The sequence below is a fragment of the Streptomyces sp. NPDC096079 genome (assembly GCF_040303145.1).
GTDB lineage: Bacteria > Actinomycetota > Actinomycetes > Streptomycetales > Streptomycetaceae > Streptomyces.
Map to the genome: position 1 here is coordinate 89,698 of NZ_JBEOST010000020.1, position 20,174 is coordinate 109,871.

16 protein-coding genes are annotated in these 20,174 nt (G+C 75.6%); 8 read left to right on the top strand and 8 right to left on the bottom strand.

The window, feature by feature from the left end; genetic code table 11:
* Window positions 1-91 precede the first annotated feature (91 nt).
* Entirely contained in the window at window positions 92-832 is a 741-nt protein-coding gene (locus ABTY59_RS30305; RefSeq protein ID WP_352022259.1) for a class I SAM-dependent methyltransferase, read from the bottom strand.
* Between the two features lie 244 nt (window positions 833-1,076).
* Between ABTY59_RS30305 and ABTY59_RS30310 the strand changes: the two genes are divergently transcribed.
* Both ABTY59_RS30310 and ABTY59_RS30315 read left to right on the top strand, forming a co-directional pair.
* Window positions 1,077-2,999 carry a sigma-70 family RNA polymerase sigma factor gene (locus ABTY59_RS30310; protein ID WP_352022260.1) on the top strand — a complete coding sequence of 641 codons (1,923 nt, stop codon included), beginning with the start codon at window positions 1,077-1,079 and terminating at the stop codon, window positions 2,997-2,999.
* Between the two features lie 162 nt (window positions 3,000-3,161).
* On the top strand, window positions 3,162-5,117 hold the full coding sequence (locus ABTY59_RS30315) for an APC family permease (protein ID WP_352022261.1): 1,956 nt from the start codon (window positions 3,162-3,164) through the stop codon (window positions 5,115-5,117).
* A gap of 14 nt (window positions 5,118-5,131) precedes the next feature.
* On the opposite strand, the gene ABTY59_RS30320 is transcribed toward ABTY59_RS30315, so the two are convergent.
* Together ABTY59_RS30320 and ABTY59_RS30325 are read right to left on the bottom strand one after the other, a co-directional pair.
* Window positions 5,132-5,710 carry a TetR/AcrR family transcriptional regulator gene (locus ABTY59_RS30320; RefSeq protein WP_352022262.1) on the bottom strand — a complete coding sequence of 193 codons (579 nt, stop codon included), beginning with the start codon at window positions 5,708-5,710 and terminating at the stop codon, window positions 5,132-5,134.
* 98 nt (window positions 5,711-5,808) lie between these two features.
* Complete coding sequence (locus ABTY59_RS30325; protein WP_352022263.1) at window positions 5,809-7,347, bottom strand: serine/threonine-protein kinase; 1,539 nt, start codon at window positions 7,345-7,347, stop codon at window positions 5,809-5,811.
* Between the two features lie 321 nt (window positions 7,348-7,668).
* Between ABTY59_RS30325 and ABTY59_RS30330 the strand changes: the two genes are divergently transcribed.
* Entirely contained in the window at window positions 7,669-8,841 is a 1,173-nt protein-coding gene (locus tag ABTY59_RS30330) for an agmatine deiminase family protein (protein ID WP_352022264.1), read from the top strand.
* Between the two features lie 12 nt (window positions 8,842-8,853).
* Here ABTY59_RS30330 and ABTY59_RS30335 read toward each other — a convergent pair whose 3' ends face one another.
* Window positions 8,854-9,240 (bottom strand): VOC family protein, encoded by a 387-nt coding sequence (locus tag ABTY59_RS30335; RefSeq protein WP_352022265.1) that lies wholly within the window; start codon window positions 9,238-9,240, stop codon window positions 8,854-8,856.
* 147 nt (window positions 9,241-9,387) lie between these two features.
* Between ABTY59_RS30335 and ABTY59_RS30340 the strand changes: the two genes are divergently transcribed.
* From ABTY59_RS30340 to ABTY59_RS30350, 3 genes are all read left to right on the top strand, one after another.
* Window positions 9,388-10,023: an ATP-binding cassette domain-containing protein gene (locus ABTY59_RS30340; protein WP_352022266.1), complete on the top strand. Its 636-nt coding sequence runs from the start codon at window positions 9,388-9,390 to the stop codon at window positions 10,021-10,023.
* Between the two features lie 86 nt (window positions 10,024-10,109).
* Complete coding sequence (locus ABTY59_RS30345) at window positions 10,110-10,955, top strand: metal ABC transporter permease (protein WP_352022302.1); 846 nt, start codon at window positions 10,110-10,112, stop codon at window positions 10,953-10,955.
* On the top strand, window positions 10,904-11,725 hold the full coding sequence (locus ABTY59_RS30350) for a metal ABC transporter solute-binding protein, Zn/Mn family (protein ID WP_352022267.1): 822 nt from the start codon (window positions 10,904-10,906) through the stop codon (window positions 11,723-11,725). The genes ABTY59_RS30345 and ABTY59_RS30350 overlap by 52 nt, the downstream gene beginning before the upstream one ends.
* Window positions 11,726-11,772: 47 nt before the next feature.
* Here ABTY59_RS30350 and ABTY59_RS30355 read toward each other — a convergent pair whose 3' ends face one another.
* On the bottom strand, window positions 11,773-13,530 hold the full coding sequence (locus ABTY59_RS30355; RefSeq protein WP_352022268.1) for a class I adenylate-forming enzyme family protein: 1,758 nt from the start codon (window positions 13,528-13,530) through the stop codon (window positions 11,773-11,775).
* Complete coding sequence (locus tag ABTY59_RS30360; protein WP_352022269.1) at window positions 13,527-15,425, bottom strand: CoA transferase; 1,899 nt, start codon at window positions 15,423-15,425, stop codon at window positions 13,527-13,529. The genes ABTY59_RS30355 and ABTY59_RS30360 overlap by 4 nt, the downstream gene beginning before the upstream one ends.
* 154 nt (window positions 15,426-15,579) lie before the next feature.
* Between ABTY59_RS30360 and ABTY59_RS30365 the strand changes: the two genes are divergently transcribed.
* Window positions 15,580-16,758 carry an acyl-CoA dehydrogenase family protein gene (locus ABTY59_RS30365; protein ID WP_352022270.1) on the top strand — a complete coding sequence of 393 codons (1,179 nt, stop codon included), beginning with the start codon at window positions 15,580-15,582 and terminating at the stop codon, window positions 16,756-16,758.
* Between the two features lie 23 nt (window positions 16,759-16,781).
* Here the strand turns inward: ABTY59_RS30365 and ABTY59_RS30370 are convergent, their stop codons facing one another.
* Window positions 16,782-17,852 (bottom strand): sugar ABC transporter permease, encoded by a 1,071-nt coding sequence (locus tag ABTY59_RS30370; protein WP_352022271.1) that lies wholly within the window; start codon window positions 17,850-17,852, stop codon window positions 16,782-16,784.
* Window positions 17,849-19,015, bottom strand: coding sequence for an MFS transporter (locus ABTY59_RS30375; RefSeq protein ID WP_403539313.1), 1,167 nt, complete (start codon window positions 19,013-19,015; stop codon window positions 17,849-17,851). The genes ABTY59_RS30370 and ABTY59_RS30375 overlap by 4 nt, the downstream gene beginning before the upstream one ends.
* Before the next feature lie 319 nt (window positions 19,016-19,334).
* On the opposite strand from ABTY59_RS30375, the gene ABTY59_RS30380 reads away from it, so the two are divergent.
* Window positions 19,335-20,102 (top strand): hypothetical protein, encoded by a 768-nt coding sequence (locus tag ABTY59_RS30380; RefSeq protein WP_352022273.1) that lies wholly within the window; start codon window positions 19,335-19,337, stop codon window positions 20,100-20,102.
* Window positions 20,103-20,174: the final 72 nt, after the last annotated feature.

Here is a 20,174-nt window from a genome sequence, read left to right on the forward strand (position 1 = left end):
TCCTCGCAGGACCGCGTCCCGCCTCCCCGCCCGTGCCCCGTCCGCCCTCCGCGTGTCGATCCCGCGCCGGGCGGACCGGGTCACCCCGGCGTCAGGCCCGGCAGCGCAGCAGCTCGAAGGGCGGGTTGGCGAGGCAGTCCGCCCAGAACTCCTCCCCGAACTCGGCGACACCGGCGTCGGAGATCTCCAGCGGCACCCAGGTCAGGTCGCCGAACCCGGCCGCGCGCAGGGACCCCTCGTAGACCTCGCGGCGCGGACAGGCGCCGACGAAGGAGATCGGCGGGTCCAGCAGCGCCGTGATCCGGACGCGCGGTCCGGTCTCGATCTCCTCGCCGGTCGCCTCGCACAGGAAGCCGTACCGGGCGAGGGACGGTCCGTCGAAGCGGTAGTCCGGCCTCTGCACGAGGAGGAAGAACTCACCCCCCGGCTTCAGGCTCCGGTGGACATGGCGGCACATCGCCTCCATCGTGGCGATGTCCGGCGCGTAGTTGAGCGCCTGGACCCCCAGCGCGAGGTCGAAGCGCTCTTCGAGGGGCCGCAGTTCGGCGAGGTCCCCCACCTCGTAGCGCACCCCGAGCGGCTCGCTCTCCTCGAACGCCTTCGCCGCGGCGACCATTTCCGTGGAGATGTCGACGCCGAGGACGTCCGCGGCACCGCGCCGCTTCAGCTCCCTGCTGTAGAAGCCGGTTCCGGACGCGAGGTCGAGCACCGTCCTCCCCCGCACGTCGCCCACCAGCTTCAGGAAGCTGGGCACCTCCCCGTACCGTGTCAGCGGCAGGGACTTGAAGCCCTCGAACGCCTCACCGATCTCGTCGTACAGCTGCACGCCCATGGCGCGGTCCTCCCCAGTGCTCGGTCATGCCTGGTGATCCGTCATGCCCTGGCAGTCTTGCCGGAACGACGCGCGAGCACGTATGGGCGGAAGCCACGAAGACCCGGCCGGCGCCCTGGCCTCCTCTACGGGACCCCGAAGGTTCCCGGAACTCGTGCGCCGATTCCTGTTATCGGTCCGCCTCCCCCCGATCTCCCTTGTGTTGGCCGTCGACGACAGCGGAACAGGCAGGGTGATTCGGAGCATGGGCGCACAGCAGGGTACGGAACTGGTCAGGGCGGCACAGAGCGGAGACCCGCGGGCGCAGGACCGGCTCGTCGCTCTCCACCTGCCCCTCGTCTACAACATCGTGGGCCGGGCGATGAACGGCCACCACGACGTCGACGACGTCGTCCAGGAGGCGATGCTGAGGGCGCTCGCCGGCCTCGGCGACCTGCGCTCCCCGGACAGCTTCAGGTCCTGGCTCGTCGCCATCACCATGAACGCCGTACGCGGCCACTGGCACCGGCAGCAGGCCGGCCTCCCCGCGCGCGGCCTCGACGACGCGCACGAGATCCCGCAGCCCGGCTCCGACTTCGTGGAGCTGGCCGTGGTCCGGCTGAACCTGTCCGGGCAGCGGCGCGAGACCGCCGAGGCGACCCGCTGGCTGGAGCCGGAGGACAGGGAGCTGCTCTCGCTGTGGTGGCTGGAGTGCGCTGGCGAACTCGCCCGCCACGAGGTGGCCACCGCGCTCCAGCTGTCCCCGCAGCACACCGCGGTGCGGGTCCAGCGGATGAAGGACCGCCTCGAAGCCGCGCGGATCGTCGTGCGGGCCCTGGCGCAGAACCCGCCCTGCGAGACGCTGCGGTACGAGACGGGGACCTGGGACGGGCGGCCGTCGGCGCTCTGGCGCAAGCGTCTGGCCCGGCACGCGCGCGCGTGCGCGTACTGCGCCGGGCTGTGGAGCGGTCTCGTCCCGGCGGAGGGGCTGCTCGCGGGACTGCTCCTGGTGCCGCCGGCGGCGCTGCTCCTCGCGGGCGTCCGCGAGCGGGCGGGCTTCGAGACCGTCGCCGCGGCGGGCCGGCTCACCGACCGGGCCTCCGGACACACCGCCGACCAGGGAGCGGCCTGGGGTGACCCGGCCACGGCCCCGCACTCCGGCTGGGGTGCCGACCCCGCCCCCGGCACGGCCCCGCACTCCGGCTGGGGCTCCGGTTCCGGTTCCGATTCCGGTTCCGGTCAGCCGTCCGTGCACGCCGCCGAGACGCTCGCCGCCCCCCTGGCCACCCCGCCGGCCGTCCCGCCCGCCCCGGCGCGGCACGGGGCCGGGGGCGCCGCCGGGTCCGGGCCGGGCGAGGGGGCCGCGGGCCGCGGTGCCCGGAGCACGCGGGCCGTCCGCCGCCGGCGCCGGCAGCGGCGCGGCCGCAGGCGCGTCGTCGTCGCGGCGGGCATAGCCGTGGCGGCCGTCGCCGGCGGCGCCTTCACCCTGACCACCGGACCGGACGAGGGGACGGAGGGCCGGGACACGACCCTGAGCGCGACCGCCGACCACGGCCTGCCCACCGCGCTGAAGCCGACCGCGTCCTCGGCGACGGCCTCCCCCTCGGCCACCCCTTCGCCGTCGGCGTCGAAGACCGCCCACGCGTCCGCCACGCCCTCGCGCCCCACGCCGCCCCCCTCGCGCACCGCGCGGCCGGTGCCGCCCCGGCCGACCCGTACGACGGCACCCGCGCCCGACCCGGTGCGCACCACCACGAGGCCGACGTCCGGATCCGGGGCCGGTTCCGGTTCCGGTTCCGGTTCCGGTTCCGGTTCCACCGAGCAGGAGGTGATCAGCCTGGTCAACGCGGAACGGTCCAAGGCGGGCTGCGGGCCGCTCACCGAGCACCCCCTCCTGACCAAGGCCGCCCAGGGCCACTCCGACGACATGGCCGCGCGGAACTTCTTCGACCACACCAACCCCGACGGCGACGGCCCCGGCGAGCGCGTCACGGCCGCGGGGTACACGTGGTCGACGTACGGCGAGAACATCGCGCAGGGCCAGACCACCGCGGCGCAGGTGATGGACTCCTGGATGAACAGCCCCGGCCACCGGGCGAACATCCTGAACTGCGACTTCAAGGAGATCGGCATCGGCCTGCACCAGTCCGGCGGCCCCTACTGGACGCAGGTCTTCGGCGCCCGCTGACACCCACGGGCTCCCGGTGTGACAAGCATGACGTCCGACAGGGGGATCTTGACGCTTCCCTGACGCGTGACCCCCGGTCGGCGCCCCACGGTCTGCTTAGGCTTGCCCGGCCGTCCGTCGGATGGCCGAAAGCCGACACCCACACCACCCCAGGGACACCCGATGGCCACCACGAACGACGCCCGCACCGGACGATTGCGCGCGTGGATGCTGGAGGGCCTCTCCGACATGGGGAAGGGCAGGCCTTCCCGGCCGGTGGAGTCGGCGCCGGACGCCGGACACAAGGGCCAGCGCTGGTGGCGCGTGATGTGCCTGACCGGTGTCGACTACTTCTCGACCCTGGGGTACCAGCCCGGCATCGCGGCCCTGGCCGCCGGGCTGCTCTCCCCCGTCGCGACGATCGTCCTGGTGATCGTCACCCTGGCGGGGGCCCTGCCCGTCTACCGGCGCGTGGCGGAGGAGAGCCCGCGCGGCGAGGGCTCCATCGCGATGCTCTCCCGGCTGCTCTCCTTCTGGAAGGGCAAGCTCTTCGTCCTCACCCTGCTCGGCTTCGCCGCGACCGACTTCCTCATCACCATCACCCTGTCGGCGGCCGACGCCTCCACCCACCTCGTGGAGAACCCCCACCTCGAAGAGGCCCTGCACAACAAGCAGATGATCATCACCTTGGTGCTGATCGCCCTGCTCGGGGCGGTCTTCCTCAAGGGCTTCCTGGAGGCCATCGGCGTCGCCGTCGTCCTCGTCGGCGTCTACCTCGCCCTGAACGCGGTCGTCGTGGTCACCGGCCTGTGGCACGTGATCACCGAGGGGCACGTCGTCACCGACTGGACCGCGGCCCTGACCGCCGAGCACGGGAACGTCTTCGCCATGGTCGGCGTCGCCCTGCTGGTCTTCCCCAAGCTCGCGCTCGGCCTGTCGGGCTTCGAGACCGGCGTGGCGGTCATGCCGCACGTCCAGGGCGACCCCGGCGACACCGAGGAGAGGCCCGCCGGCCGCATCCGGGGCACGAAGAAGCTGCTCACCACGGCCGCGCTGATCATGAGCGTCTTCCTGATCTGCACGAGCTTCATCACCACCGTCCTGATCCCCCACGAGGAGTTCGAGTCGGGTGGCGACGCCAACGGCCGCGCGCTCGCCTACCTCGCCCACGAGTACCTGGGCAACACCTTCGGCACCGTCTACGACGTCTCCACCATCGCGATCCTCTGGTTCGCGGGCGCCTCGGCCATGGCCGGACTGCTCAACCTGATGCCCCGCTACCTCCCCAAGTACGGCATGGCCCCGCACTGGGCCCGCGCCGTGCGCCCCATGGTCATCGTCTTCACGCTGGTCGCCTTCCTGGTGACCTGGATCTTCGACGCGGACGTCGACGCGCAGGGCGGCGCGTACGCCACCGGCGTCCTCGTGCTGATCTGCTCGGCCGCCATCGCGGTGACGATCGCGGCGCGCAAGGCCGGTCAGAAGGGCTGGACCATCGGCTTCGGCGTCATCTCCGCCGTCTTCCTCTACACCACCGTCGTCAACGTCATCGAGCGCCCCGACGGCGTGAAGATCGGCGCCTGCTTCATCGCCGGCATCATCCTGATCTCGCTCCTCTCGCGTCTCGGACGCGCCTTCGAGCTGCGCGTCACCCACATCGAGCTCGACGGGATGGCCGAGCGCTTCATCCAGGACATCTCGCGCCGCACCCCCCGCTTCGTCGCGAACGAGCCGGACTCCCGGGACGTCGCCGAGTACCGCGACAAGATCGAGCAGATCCGCGCCGACAACGACCTGCCGACCACCGAGGACTTCGTCTTCATCGAGGTGACGGTCACCGACCCCTCCGAGTTCGAGGCCGGCCTGACCGTGCGCGGCGAGGTCATGCACGACCGCTACCGCGTCCTCACCGTGGAGTCCTCCTCCATTCCGAACGCGCTGGCCGCCCTCCTGCTCCACGCCCGCGACCTCACCGGCGTGAGCCCCCACATCTACTTCGAGTGGACCGAGGGCAACCCCTTCGCCAACTTCCTGCGCTTCTTCCTCCTCGGGCAGGGCGAGGTCGCCCCCGTCACCCGCGAGGTGCTGCGGGAGGCGGAGCCCGACCGCGACCGCCGCCCCCGCGTCCACGTCGGCTGAGCCGGGAGCCGGGGCTACGCCCCCGGCAGCAGGGCCAGTTCCGCCTCGACGGCCTCCCGCATGAGGGTGCGGGCGTGGTCGATCGCGAGGCCTCCGCTCAGCCAGCGCATGCTCAGGCCTTCGAGGAGGGCGGTGAGCCGCTCGGCCGCGGAGGCCAGCGCGGCCGCGGGCGCCAGGGGACGCACCTGGCCCAGGAGCCCGGCGACCTCCTGCACCCACTGGAGGGTCGCGCGGGCGAGGTCCTCGCGCAGGACGGGGTCGAAGACGGCGCTCGCGCGCAGTTCGCCCCAGGCCGAGCTGTTCTCCCGCACCTCGGGGGTGTCCTGGAGTTCGAGGCAGAGGACCTGGTCGAGTTCCTCGCGCGGGCTGAGGGGCTCGGCGTCGGGGTCGTGCGCGGTGTACCGCTCGGCCCGGTCGTTGATGAACTCCAGCGTGTGGCGCAGGATTCCGGTGCGGTCCTTGAAGTGGTAGTAGATCAGGCCGGTGGAGACCCCGGCCTCGGCGGCCAGTTCCTCCACGCGGAGCCCGCGGACCCCGCGCCGGGCGATCACCCGGGCGGCCGCTTCAAGGATCTGAGTACTACGAGACGCCATGTCACGAAGCCTATCCGGAGCGGCGTACGGAGTGATCGTCGGCGCCGGTTCCGCGCCTCCCGCCGGGCGTCGGCGGGCGCCCCGCCCCGCGCCTCGGGTCAGCCCTCCTTCCGGTACCGGCTGAGGACCACGGTGACCGGGCCGGTGCCCGCCGCCCCGTCGACGAGCCGGGCGACGACGAGGCTCCGGCCGTCGGGGCTGCGGACGCAGAAGGGGCGCTCGTCGGCGAGGTCGTCGAGGGGCAGGCTCGTGACGGGCTCCGTCTCGATGCCCCGGTCGCAGTCCTCGGGGCCGAGCACGTACCCGGAGGCGACGAAGGCGTCGGCGTCCTCGGGCAGGACGAAGCCGCCCTTGTCGCGGCCGAGGTACCAGTCGGCGGTCTCGGCGGCGACCACCTTCCCGGCGCCGAGGTCGAACTCGTACGCGTCGTCGGGGGCGGTCAGCTCGACGTCGGCGTACACCGGCGTGAAGGAGGGGTACGCCTCGGGGTCGTCCAGGTAGTACACGGCCCCGGCCGCCGCCCCGAGCAGGACGACGGTGGCGAGCCCGGCGGTCAGCGCCGTGCGCCCGCGTCGGCGGCGGGCCCGGGCGGCACCCCGGCGGGGCTCGGCGCGGGGCTGCGGGTGCGGCTCCGGCACCCGCTGTGTGGGCACGGGGGCGGCCGCCCCGGCGTGGGTGGGCCGGTCGTGGAGGGGGTGCGGCGCGGGAAGGGAGGCCCGCACCGCGGCCCCGCCCGGCAGCTCCTGCCGGACGGCGCCCGGCAGCCAGCCCTCGGTGAACTCCGGGGCGGGGCCGACGGCCGGGTGCGCGTGGGCGGCGGCGATCAGCTCGGCGGGCCCGGGGCGGTCCTCGGGCCGCTTGGCGAGGCAGCGTTCGAGGAGGGCGTGCAGGTCGGAGGGGACGGCGGAGAGGTCGGCCGGCTCGTGGACCACGCGGTACAGCGCGGCCGACTCGGGACCGGCGCCGAACGGCAGCGTTCCTCCGGCGATGTACGCGGCGAGCGCGCCGAGCGCGAAGACGTCGGTGGCGGGCGTCACCGCGAGGCCGAGGGCCTGCTCGGGCGCCATGTACGCGGCGGTGCCGATCCGCAGCCCGGTGCCGGTGAGCCCGGTGGCGTCGGCCGCCCGCGCGATGCCGAAGTCGATGACGCGCGGGCCGTCCTCGGCGATCAGGACGTTGGCCGGCTTGAGGTCGCGGTGGACGACGCCCGCGCCGTGGATGGCCTGGAGGGCCTCCGCGATCCCGGCGACGAGGAGGAGCACCGTGCGGACGGGGAGCGGGCCGTGGCGCTCGACGACCTGCTGGAGCGAGGGTCCGGGGACGTAGGCGGTGGCGAGCCAGGGGACGGGGTCGTCGGCTCCGTGGTCCACGACCTGCGCGGTGAAGAGGCCGTGGATGCGGCCGGCGCTGGCGACCTCCTGGGCGAAGCGCAGCCGGAACTCCGGGTCGGCGGCGAAGTCCTCGCGCACCGCCTTGAGGGCGATGGGCCGCCCGCCCGGGGTGTGGGCGAGGTAGACGACGCCCATGCCGCCGGCGCCGAGCCGGGCCTGGATCCGGTAGCCGCCGATCTCTCGGGGGTCTTCGGGCGCCGGCGGCGCGTGGGCCGGCCGCGGCCCGGGAGGGTACGTGGAGGACATGGGCACGATCGTGCCTTTGACCAAAGTTTCAGTCAACATGACACGGGCGAAACGCCCCGTGGGCCTTGCCACACAAGGGCCGACGCATCGCGCTCCCGCCGTCCGCCGACCGGGCGACACGGCACCGCCACGCCGCTGCGGCCATTTGACTGAATATCCAGTCAGTGCCACAGTGACGCCACGGCCACCCCCACTCACGCCCGCCGCGCCGCCCGACCGGGCGCACGGCACGGCCTGAGGCCAGGCCCGCGATTCCCGCCGCCGCGTCACGCGATCCGCCCGCCGCCGGACAGTCTCGCCAGCCCATGATCGGAGCACACCGTGTCCCACCGTCACCCCTCCCGCCGCACGGCCCTGCGGACGTTCGCCGGAATCGGCGGCGCCCTCGCCCTCGGGGCGGCCGCCTGCGGTCCCGAGGAGTCCGCTCAGGGCGGCGCCGCCGCCGGTACGAGCAGCACTCCGGGCACCCCGCCCGCGGCCGGCGAGCGCCGCTTCGGCGCCGAATGGGAGAGCCACACCCGTACCTTCATGTCCTGGCCGGCCCTCGACTCCGTCTGGGGGGAGGAGCTCCCGTACGTGCGGGAGGACATCGCCCGCATCGCACGGGCCGTCTCGGAGTACGAGGCGGTCGTGATGATGGCCCGCCCGGCCCAGCTGGCGGGGGCCCGGAAGGCCTGCGGCGATCAGGTCGAGGTCATCCCGATGCCCGTCGACGACCTGTGGGCCCGCGACACCGTCCCGGTCTTCGTCGAGGACGACGGCGAGCTCGTCGGCATCGACTTCAACTTCAACGGCTGGGGCAACAAGCAGACCCACGACAACGACGCCCTGGTCGGCCGCAGGCTGCTCGCCAGGTACGGCATCCCCCGCGAGGTGGCGCCGCTGACCGCCGAGGGCGGCTCGTTCGAGACTGACGGCGAGGGCACCCTGCTCGTCACCGAGAGCTCGATCGTCAACGACAACCGCAACCGCGGGAAGACCCGGGACCAGATCGAGGACGAGCTGATCGAGACGCTCGGCGTGGAGAAGGTGGTCTGGCTCGCCGGCGTCCGCGGCCAGGACATCACCGACGCCCACGTGGACAGCCTCGTACGGTTCACCGCGCCCGGCGTGGTCCTGCTCGACCAGGCGTTCCCCGGGACTCCCCCGGACTCCTGGTCCCGCTCGGCCGACCAGGCCCGCGCGGTCCTGGAGAAGGCCACCGACGCCCGGGGCCGGCGCTTCGAGATCATCGACCTGCCGCAGCCCGATCTGGAGCTGATCACCGGCGAGGGCGACGACTTCGTGTCCACGTACGCGAACTTCTACGTCGCGAACGACTCGGTCTTCCTGCCGAAGTTCGGCGACCGCAAGGCCGACGACCGCGCCCGGGGCATCCTCCAGGACCACTTCCCCAAGCGCGAGGTCGTGCAGCTGCAGATCGACACCATCGCCTCCGGCGGAGGTGGCATCCACTGCTCGACCCACGACCAGCCCGGCAAGCCCGCCGCCTGACCGGCCCGGCGGTCAGGGCAGCTGGACGATCTGGATCAGATTGCCGCAGGTGTCGTCGAGGACCGCGACGGTGACCGGGCCCGCCTCCGTCGGTTCCTGGGTGAAGCGGACCCCGAGGGCGCTCAGCCGCTCGTGCTCGGCGCGGACGTCGTCCACGGCGAACGAGGTGGCCGGGATGCCGTCCGCGACCAGGGCGCGCGCGTACGCCCTGGCGGCGGGGTGCGCGTCCGGCTCCAGGAGCAGTTCGGTGCCCTCGGGGGCCTCCGGCGACACGACGGTCAGCCAGCGGTAGTCGCCGAGGGGGACCTCCGTCTTCTTCACGAAGCCCAGCTTCTCGGTGTAGAAGTCGAGGGCCTTGTCCTGGTCGTCGACGAAGACACTGGTCACATGGATCCGCATGGCGATCTCCTTGGCGGCTACGGGTCTGGGCCACCGACGTAACCACTGCCCGCCGCCCCGCGGGAACCCGACACGCCCCGCGTACGACTCCTCCAGGACCGACGGCCCCGGAGGAGGGCGCGGCGGGGGCGCGAACGGGACGGGTGGATGGGCGGACTGGACGTAAGGATGCGCGGGGTCTCCTGCCGGCACGGCCGCAGCGAGACGGTCGGCGGGGTCGACCTGGACATCGCCGCCGGCGAGCGCGTCGCGCTGACCGGCACGAACGGTTCCGGCAAGACGACGCTGCTGCGCGCCGTCCTCGGCCTGCACCGGCAGGTCGCCGGGACCGTCGAGGTCGGGGGCCGCGAGGCCCGCTCGGCGGCCGGGTGGGCCTGGCGGCGCCGGGCCTGCGCCTGGATCCCGCAGAAGCCGGCCGCGGGCCGGTTCCCGCTGCTCGGCGAGGAGCTCCTCGCGAGCGGCTCCGACGCGGGGGCCGCGGCTGCGGCGGCGGAGCGACTCGGCGTGGGAGGGCTCGCGCGGCGGTCCCTCGACACCCTCTCCGGGGGGCAGTTGCAGCGCATGTACGTGGCGCGTGCGGTCGGCGCCGTGGCCGCCGGGGCGGGCGTCCTGCTCGCCGACGAGCCCACCGCCGCCCTCGACTTCGAGGGCCAGGAGGAGGCCGCCGGCCTGCTCACCGCGCTCCCCGTCACGCTCGTGGTGGTGACGCACGACCGGGCCCTGGCCGCGCGCTGCGACCGGGTCCTGGAGATGGCGGCCGGCCGCCTCCGGGAGGTCCGGTGAGCGCGGGACCCGCGACCGCGGCGGCCCTCGCCGCCGGGCTCGACGCGGGTGGCCGCGTCCCCCTCGCCGCCGCCGATCTCGGGACCCTGCTCCAGCTGGTCCCGGTGCAGCGGGCCGGGACCGCCCTGCTCGTCGCGGCGGTCGCCCTGCCGGTCGTCGGCGTCGTGATCGTCGGGCTCGACATCATGCCGGTGCGTTTCGCGATGATGCACGTCGCGCTGCTGGGGATCGCGGTCGGTCTGGTCACCGGCATCGACCCGATGGTCTGCGCGCTCGTCGCCTGCGCCCTCTCCGGTGCCGGGATCGCGCCGCTGGCCCGGTCGCCCGGCGGACTCTCCGGCGCCATGGGCCTGTTGATGAGCCTGGCCATCGCCGCCGCCCTGCTCGTCCTCGCCGTCTCCGGCGTCAACGCCTCCGGCGCCTTCGCCCTGCTGTGGGGCTCCATCCTGTCCGTCGGCACGCCCGACCTCGTCGTCCTCGGCGTCCTCGCCGCCGTGGTGCCCGGCCTCTTCTGGTGGCGGCGGCGGGAGATCGGCCTGCTGCTGTACGACCGGGAGCTCGCCGAGTGCTCCGGCGTGCCCGTCAGGGCGCTGACGACGGCCCTCCTGGTGCTGGTCGCCGTCGCGGTGGCCGGGGCCATCAAGCTCACCGGGGCGCTGCTCGTCGACGCCCTGACCCTGCTGCCCGCGCTGGCCGCCCGCCGGCTCGGCGGCTCGCTGAGGTCGATCACCCTGTGGGCGATCGGGATCGGGGTCGCGGTCAATCTGACCGGCTTCCTCGTGGCCCTCCGGCTCGACTGGCCGCCGGGGCCGGTCCTCGTCCTGACGGCGGGGGCGGTCGTCCTCGCCGTCCATCTGCTTCCCGAACGGAGAAACCGCTCATGGCGGGCACCCGCGTCCGTATCGCTTCCCTCGGCCCGCTCCTCGCACTGAGCGCGGCGCTCCTGCTCACCGCGGGATGCGGCGACGACCCCGCACCCCGCGGGCAGGGCGGTGCGTCCCGTACGGAGGAGGGGAGGAAGACCGGCCCCGTCGTGGTCGTGACGACCACCTGGGAGGGCGCGTTCGCCAGGGCCGCGGGGGCCGAGGACGTCACGGTCATCGTGCCCCGCTCGGTGCACCACGCGCCCGACTACGACCCGAAGCCCTCGGACCTCGCGGCCGTGGCCGGCGCGGACTTCGTGCTGTACGCGCCCTTCGAGCCGTACGCCGCGAAGATCAAGGAGGCCGCCGGGTCGAAAGCGAAGCTGGTGGAGGTGGACCTCGACAACGACGCCGAAACGGTACGGGCCGAAGTGACCCGGCTCGCGGGGCTGTTCGGCACCGCCGGCGAGGCGGCGACCTGGCGGACGGGCTTCGACCGCGAGTACACCCGGCTGAGGAAGGAGCTGAAGGCCGCATGGCCGGGAGGCAGGAGCCCCGTCGTCGTCAGCCAGGTCTTCACCACGTGGTCGGCGGAGCTCGCCGGCGTGACGCCGGCCGGCACCTACGGCCCCGAGGCCGTCACACCCGCCCAGCTCGCCGAACTGTCGGGCCGCAAGCCGCGGTTCGTCCTCGACAACGCCCACATGTCGACCGGCACGGTCCTGCCGGACTCCGGTGCCGAGCAGATCGAGATCGTCAACTACCCGGACGAGAGCCTGGATCTGCTGGAGGTGTACCGGGGCGCCGCCGCCGAGCTGAAGAAGGCCCTGGGCTCGTAGGAGAGGACGAGGGGCCCGGTGACCCGTGGTCACCGGGCCCTTCGCCGTCAGGCCGCGCCGCGCGGGGCCCCGGCCGGTTCCGCCCCGGCCACCCGCCGGGCCAGTGCCGCGCGGTCGGGCTTTCCCGCCGCCGTGAGGGGCAGCTCGGCGACGACGAGCAGCCGCTCGGGATGCTTGCGCGGTTCGAGGCCCACGGCCGTCAGATGCCGCCCGAGCGAGGCGAGCGTGGGTTCGGCGCCGTCGCCCGAGGGCACGACACAGGCCGCGAGACGCTCCCCCATCAGCGCGTCGGGAACCCCGACGCAGACCACGTCCCGCAGCAGGGGGTGCCCCGCGAGCGCCCGCTCCACCTCGGCGGGGCTGATGTTGGACCCGCCCCGGATGACGACGTCCTTGAGCCGCCCGACCACGTGCAGCACGCCCTCGGCGTCGAGGAGGCCCAGGTCCCCGGTGCGGACCCAGCCGTCCTCCGTGCGGTGCCGGGCGTCGAGTTCGGGCGCGCCCACGTAGCAGAGGGGCGTCATCGGGCCGCGGGAGAGGATCTCGCCGACGGCGCCGGCCGGGACCGGTCTCCCGGTGTCGGGGTCGGCGACGCGGATGTCGGTGACCCGGGGGTCGGGCCGTCCCGCCACGACGCCGGAGCCGTCGGCGGGCGGCAGGGCCTCACCGAGGCCGGTGTGGCAGTTGACGCCGTCGGCGGAGCCGTAGAGGTTCACCACCGCGCAGCCGAAGGCCTTCGCCGCCTCCCCGGCCGTCCGCGCGTCGAGCGGAGCGCCGCCGAGCACCAGGGCGGTCGGGGCCGGCAGGGGGTCCGTGCCGTCCGGCCCCCCGCCGAGGCGGTCCAGCATCATGCGGATCATCGTCGGGACGCCGAGGACATGGGTCGGCGCGTGCGCGCGGATCGCCGCGAGGGCCGCCTCCGGGGTGAAGTGGTCGAGCAGGACGAGGGTCCCGCCGTGCCGGGCGAGCGTCACGGCCGTGCCGTTGGAGCCGAACGCCGACGCCAACGGGACCAGGAACAGACAACGCGGCGGTCCGCCGTCCGGGATCAGGGACGCCAGGAAGTTGCCCCGGCCGCCGGCCAGGGCGTTGTGGGAGTACGCGACCATCTTCGGCTCGGCCTCGGAACCGGAGGAGACGAGGATCCGGGCGGCGGAGTCGGGGTCGGGCCGGGCGGGCGCGAAGCCGGTGGCGTCGGTCCGCAGGAGCCGGGCCAGGGGTACCGTCCCCTCGGGCGCCGGGCCGGGTCCCGCGGCGACGACGTGGCGGAGCGCGGGCAGCGCGGCCCGCAGCGCGTGCAGCTCGGCGGCCGGGTGCGCGCCGCGGTGTTCGGTGGCGGCGAGGACGGCGACGGCGCGGGCCCGGCCGAGCAGGCTCTCGGCCTCCCGTACGCCGCGGCCCACCGGGAACGGCAGGGCGACGGCGCCGAGGGCGGCGAGCGCCAGGTCGGCGACGACGGCGTCGCGGTGGTTGGGGAGCTGGACGCCGACGACGTCACCCGGTTCGATGCCGAGCCCGGCGAGTCCGGCGGCCAGACAGCGGGCCCTGCGGTCGAGGGCGGTGTAACAGAGCGCGCCCTTGGCGTCGAGGAGTGCCGTGCGGTGCGGGTCGGCGATCCGCCGGGCCCGGAACAGCCCGTAGAGATCGACGTCGGGGCAACTCCCGTCCGCCGCCCAGGCCCGCCGGAGCGCGGCCGGGAGCAGATCGCGCAGCGGGACGCGGTCGGAGGCCGGCGGGGCGCTCCGGGCCGGGTGCGACGGCCGGGACGGCTCCTGGGTCCGTGGTGTCGGCGGGGCGGCGGTCATGCGTGGCTCCAGGGGGTGGGGACGGCGGGAGCGCCGTGCGCGTCCCTGCCGACCGGGCCGGTCAGGCGCGGGTCGTGGTGCAGCTCGTTCAGGTCGGTGGTGACGCGGGTCGCGGCCAGTCCGTGCCGTCCCAGCTGGGCGAGGGCCTCGCGGGTGGAGAGCTCCCGCAGGTCGTACGCGGCGGTCGCCGCCGCGCAGGCGTCCGTGGCCGCGACCCAGCCGTCGGCGGTCCGCACCGGGTGCCTGAACCCGGCCGGGCGGCGCGGGTCGCGCCCCCGCCGGACCCGGTCGAGCGCGGGCCCGGTCAGGGTGTCGGCGGCGCCGAGGAGCGAGGAGTCGACGCGGACGCCGCGCCCGGTGCGTTCGCGGAGCAGCAGCCCGGCGAGGACGGCCTCGGCGCCGAGCAGCCCGCCGAGGACGTCGAGGAGCGTCATGAGGGACGGCGCCGGCGGCTCCCCCGCGGGGCGCACGGCCTCGCCGGTGCCGGTGCGGGCCTGGACCATGAAGTCCGTGCCCATGGGGGCGTCGTCGATCCGGTCGGCCCAGCCGCTGGTGTAGGCGTGGACGAGGGCCGGGTTGACGGCGCTCAGGTCGTCGGCGTCGAGGCCGAGTGCGGCGGCCTTGCCTGGTGCCCAGTTGTGCAGGAACACGTCGGCCCCGCGGGCCAGTTCCCTCAGCAGGTCGCGGTCCCGCGCGGACTTGATGTCGAGTTCGACGGCCCGCTTGCCCCGGTTGAGGGCCAGCCAGCGGGCCGAGATCCCGGAGCAGGCGGGCGGCATCCCGCGCAGCGGGTCGCCGCCCGGCGGCTCGATCCGGATCACCTCGGCGCCGAACAGCCCGAGGAGGTGCGCGGCGAGCGGCGCCTGGATCCTGCGCCCCGCCTCCAGGACGGTGAGCCCGGCGAGGGGGCGGCCGGGGGGCAGGTCGCGGGGCGTGGAGGCGCGGCCGGGGCCGAGGACCCGGAGCGCCCAGGGGTCGGCCCCGTCGTCCTCCCGGGCGCGCTCGGCGAGGGTGCGCAGCGGGCACACCTCGGCGCCGGCGAGGGCGGCCGCGCGTCGGAGGCGTTCCATCGGGTGGGCCCGGGTCACGGCGTGCAGGGCGGCGGGGAGGGGGGCGCAGGCGGTGGCGTAGCGGAACTGGAAGGGCCGCCAGCCGATCCGTATCGCCTCGCCGGGGGCGTCGAGGGCCCGCCAGAAGGCGGCCCAGGCCCCCGGGTCGAGCGTCTCCAGCTCGAACAGGACGCCGTCGGCGGAGGTGAAGGGCGGCCCGCCGGGGGCGAGTTCGGCGGCTTCCGGCTCGTCGGCGCCGGCGGCGGCGAGGTACTGGGAGACGACGAGGAGTCCGGCCCGGTCGGCGCTGGTGGTGACGGTCGCGGCCGGCCGGCCGCCGCGCGCCTGGCCGATGAGGTCCGCGAGGAGGCCCTGGACGGTGAGGACGCCCGTGGCGGTGGCCAGGTAGTCGGCGGCGAGTCCGCGCGGGGCTCCGTCGCGCCGCCCGTGGACGCTCATCACGCCGGTCGCCGCCTGGACGGTGGCCTCGTCGACGAGACCGGAGCCGGGCGGGCCCCAGGCGGCGCGGGCGGTGACGGGTGCGAAGGCGTCGCCGGTGAGGACGGTGAGGGCCTCGGCCGGGTGGGCGGGGTGGGGGCCGGCCGGGTAGGCGGGGTGGGGGTCGGCCGGGTGGGCGGGGTGCGCCTCGCCCGGGTGGCCGGGACGGAGGTCGCCGGAGCGGGCCGGGTGCGTCCCGCCGCCGTTCCCGGCGGCCTCGGGTCGCTGCCGGGCGCCGAGGCGCCGGAGGTGGTCGCGCACGACCCGGGTCAGCGGCGGGGGCCCCGCCACCTGGAAGGCCAGTGTGTCGAGCGGCCGGACGGTCTGCGGGGTCGCTGGGGACGCCATGCCTCTCCTCTCGTCGCGCGGCGATGGCCGGCGCTGGGGTCCGTACGGAGCGGGGAACCGCCGGGCCGGTCCGCCCGACCCCTTCCCCGGGCAGACAGTCGGACGGGTGTTCTGCCGAGTTCCCGGAGCGGGGAGACGAGAGCGGAGTGGACGCGTGACGGTCGGCGGCGGGACGGTGCGGGACGGGGACGAATGGCGCACGCGGGTGGCGGAGTTCGTACGGGAGCGGGTGGTCCCGCACGAGCAGGAGCTCGACGCGGGCGGTCGGGGCGCCGTGGCCGTGCGGCGCAGGCTGCGCGCCGAGGCGCGGGAGCGGGGCCTGTGGGCCCTGCCGCTGCCCGCGGAGCTGGGGGGCGGCGGGCTGTCCCTCGCCGCGTACGCTCCGGTCGCGGAGGCCGAGGGCGCCAGCGACCACGGTCCGGCCGCGCTGGGCTCGGCCTCCCTCCTCGACGTGACGATGCTGGCGCGGCACGGCTCGCCGGCCGTGCGGGAGGAGGTCCTCGGCCGGCTGGTCTCCGGGGAGCTGCGGTCGTGTTACGCGATGACGGAGCCGGACACGCCGGGCAGCGAGCCCGTCCTCACCGCCACCCGCGCGGAGCGGCGGCCGGGCGTCGGGTGGAGCGTGACGGGACGGAAGTGGTTCGTCTCGGGCGCGGGCGACGCGGATCTGGTGACGGTCCTGGCGCGGACCGGCGGGGCGGCCGGTGACCGGGACGGCCTGTCGCTGCTGCTGGTGCCCACGTCCGCGCCCGGATTCCGCGTGGTGCGCGAACTGCCCGTGCTCGGTGCCGGCGGGCAGTACGAGATCGCGTTCGACGGTGTCGTGGTCCCCGACGACCACCTCGTCGGGGAACCGGGCCGGGCCCTCGCCGTCGCGGGTGAGCGCCTCCAACTGGGCCGCACCCTGCGCGCGTTGCGCTGGACCGGGCAGGCCCAGCGCGCCTTCGACCTGATGTGCGCCCGCGCCCGGGCGCGCCGGGGCGTGCGGGGCCCGCTCGCCGAGCACCCCCTGGTCCAGCAGCACGTGTTCGAGGCGCTGCTCGCGCTCCGGACGACCCGCCCCCTCGTGTACGAGGCGGTGGAGCGGGTCGCCGAGGGCCGGGACGCGCACGTGGAGGCGGGGCTCGCGAAGACCGCCGCCGCCCGGACCCTCCAGGACGTGGCGGACCGCGCCGTCCAGGTCCACGGCGCGGCGGGCCTCGGCCCCGACACCCCGCTGCCCGCTCTGCTGCGCGGCGGCCGGACGGCCCGCGTCCTCGACGGCCCCGACGAACTGCACGTCACCTCGGTCGCCCGCCGGATCCTGCGCGAGCCGGTGCCGGGCGCTTCCTGAGGGGTGGCCGCGGAAGGGCGCGCTCAGACCTCGGTGAGGTCGATGTCGCCGAGCAGCGCCCCGAGGCCGAGGGCCAGGAAGAAGTCGCCCCAGACCAGCGCGTGGCGGGTGGCCGTGTCCGTGGCCGCGTCGTAGCAGCCGTCCCACAGCAGCCCTTCCGCGCAGTGGGTCCGGGTCAGGTGCCGCAGGACGTCCTCGGCGCGCGTGCGGTACGCGGCGGAGCGCGGTCCGGGGAGCAGCGCCAGCTTCAGCAGGGCGACCGCGCCGATCGCGGCGGCCGAGGTGTCGACGGGCCCGTCCGGGTGGCGGGCGCGGGCGGGCGGGACCAGGGGTCCGTGCAGGAACCGCCCCTTCAGCAGGAGCAGTTCCGCCGCCTCGTACAGCCTCTCCGGTCGCCAGGCCGCGTTCCCGGCGCGGAGCAGGGCGTCGGCGACGGCGAGGAGCAGCCAGGCCTCGCCCCGGGTCCAGCCGGGCTCCGGCTCCGGCTCCGGGCAGGGGCGCCAGCCGGTGACGCCGGCGAACTCCCATGACGGGGAGGGGCGTTCGCCCGGAGATCCGTCGAGGCACAGGTCGAGGTGGCGGTGGAGATGACCGGCCGCCGCCGCTTCTCCGGCGGCCCCGGCGGAGGCCAGCAGGGGGACGAGGCCGGGGACGCCGTCGGCGCGGGCCCGGAGCCGGGGGCCGCCGAGGGCCGCTCCCCAGGGGACGAGCCCGAGGGCCGGCTCGTACGCGGCGAGGACGCAGCGGGCCGCCCGTTCCCGCAGGAGCCGGGCTTCCGCGCCGTCGTCGAGTGCCGTTCCGTACCAGAGGATCAGACCCCGGGCCGCGGTGTCCGCCTCCGCCCAGGGCGCGAGCCGGGCGGTGCACGCGGCGGCCGCCGCGCGGTCGGCTGCCTCCCCCGTGCGGCGCGCCCGCAGCCGGAGCAGCCCGGCCCAGAACCCGCCGGTCCAGGAGCCCCGGCCGGTCGTCGTCCAGCGCCCGTCGACCGGGTCCGCGTACAGCGGGAACCGTTCCCCCGCCGCCCGCGCCGCCGCTCCGACCCGGTGCAGCAGCGACGCCGAGGCCCGCTCCGCCCAGTCGAGTTCCCCGGTCATCGGCCGACCGCCGTCCGCGTGCGGCGGTCCCTGACCGCCCAGGTGACGGCGACCGCCGCCGCCACCGCGAACTCGGCGGCGACCAGGCCCCAGCCGACCTCGTGGCGACCGCTCTCCGCGAGCCGGCCGAAGAGCGGCGGCCCCACGGCGAACCCGGCGAAGAACCCGGCGGCCACCCGCGCCGAGTCCCGCCCGGCCCGGCCCGGTGCGGAGCGCTGCAGGACGAGCACCATCGAGACGGCGTTGCCGGACACCGCGCACACCCCCACCGCCACCGCGGCCGCCCACACCAGCGGCGGGGCGTACGGGGCGGCGGCCAGGAGCGCCGCCGCCCCGACGGCACCGGCCGCGAGCCCGCCCGGCAGCCACTCGGCGCGGCCGGGCACGGCCGCCCGCGACCACCCGATCCGGCCGACGATGCCCGCCACGCCGAGCACGGCGATCAGCGCGCCCGCCACGGCCGGGCCCATGCCGAGGCGCTGGACGCCGAACAGCACGAGGTAGGTGTTCACGGACGCGATCCCGGCCCCGAGGAACAGCGAGAACCCCGCCAGCCAGGCCACCGGCCCTCCGGACGCCCCCGCGACGGAGTCCGCGGCACCGCTTCGCTCCGGGCCGGTCGCGGGACGGCCGGTCCGCCGGTCCACCACGGGATCCGCCGGCAGCGACCGCCACGCCCAGACGGCCGCGAGGAGCGCCGCGCCCGCCGCCGCCCCGACCGCGCCGCGCCAGCCGACGAGTCCGGCGACGGTGGCGAGCGGGAGTCCGGCGGCGAAGGCCCCGAGCTGGACGCCGGACTGCTTCGTCCCGGTCACCGCGCCCCGCCGCGCGGCGGGCACGGCGGCCAGGATCGCCTTGTTGGTCGCCGGATTGGCCAGGGCCTGCGGCACTCCGCCGAGCGCGACCGCGACGAGCAGCAGGCCCGCGCCCGGGGCGGCGCAGACCAGTCCGAGCGCCACCGCCGAGAGCACGAGCAGGGCGACCAGGGAGCGGCGCGGGCCCGCCCGGTCGACGATCCGGCCGCCGACGGGCGAGAGCAGGGCGGCCGTCCCGAAACCGACGGTGGTCGTCAGGCCCAACTCGGTCGCGGACAGGCCGAGTCGGTCGACGAGCCGCGGACCGAGCGCGCCGAGCAGGAAGAGCTGCATCATCGAGAAGGCCATGGCCGTCGTGAGCAGCGCGGTCAGGCCGCGCGCGGAGCGGCTTCCGTGCTCGGGCGACGCCTCCGTCGCCGTCCTCTCGGTCCTCACACACCTCCCCTTCCCGCGGCGGTCGAGGCCCGGACGCGTAGGCCGCCGACCGGAGAAGTCGGCTGCGGCGGCACGGGAGTTCCCGAGGTGCTCTTGTGGGACGCGCCACATCTCGCGTAGGCATGTGCCGGACAGGTCGAGGGGGCGGCCACGGTGGCGACGCCCGCCCGCACACCTCCGAAAGGGGTGCAAGGATGGGCGCGCCATGACACCAGGCCGATGTTCCCGAGCGGTGCGCGCCGCGTTGTTCGCGGCCGTCTGCGTGCTGCTCGCGGCCACCGGCCACATCCTGATGTCGGGTCACGCCGTGCCCGGCCGGACGCTGGGCGCGGCCCTCGCCGGGACGGCGGTGGGCGCGTGGGCCCTGGGCGGGCGGGAGCGGGGGCTCCTGGCGGTGACCTCGGCCGCGGTCGCGTTCCAGTCCGCGCTGCACCTGGTCTTCTCGTGGTCGCAGTCACCCACCGCGACGTGGCCGACGGGCGGGGCGGCCGGGGAACAGGGCGGCAGCTCCGGTGACATGACGATGTCTCCCATGGGCATGGGCCACATGGAGCACATGGGCCACATGGGCCCGGGTCAGTTGTCCATGGACCACCTGAGCATGGGCCACGTGGGCATGGGCCACTCCGCCCTGGACCCCCTGGCCATGGACCACATGGCCATGGGGCACCTGCCTGGCACGGCCTCCCCCGTCGTGTCCTCCGGGCACGACATGACGGACATGACCTCCTCCGTCGGCATGCTCTCCGCCCACCTCCTCGCCGCCCTCCTCAGCGGCCTCTGGCTCGCGTACGGCGAGCGGGCCGTGTTCCGTCTGCTGCGCACCGTTCCCGCCCGGCTCTTCCGGCCCCTCGGCCTGCTCCTCGCGGTGCTGCCCGTGGTCGCGGACCGGCCGCGGATCCGGCGGGCGCGGACCGGTGACGGGCGGGTCCCGCGCCGTCTCCTCCTCGCACGCACGCTGCTCACGAGAGGGCCTCCTCGGGCGTTCGCTGTCCTCTGACAGCCGGATCCCCGACGGCGACGGACGCCTGTTCCCCGCCCCGGGCACCGGCCTGCCGTCCGGCAGGCCGTA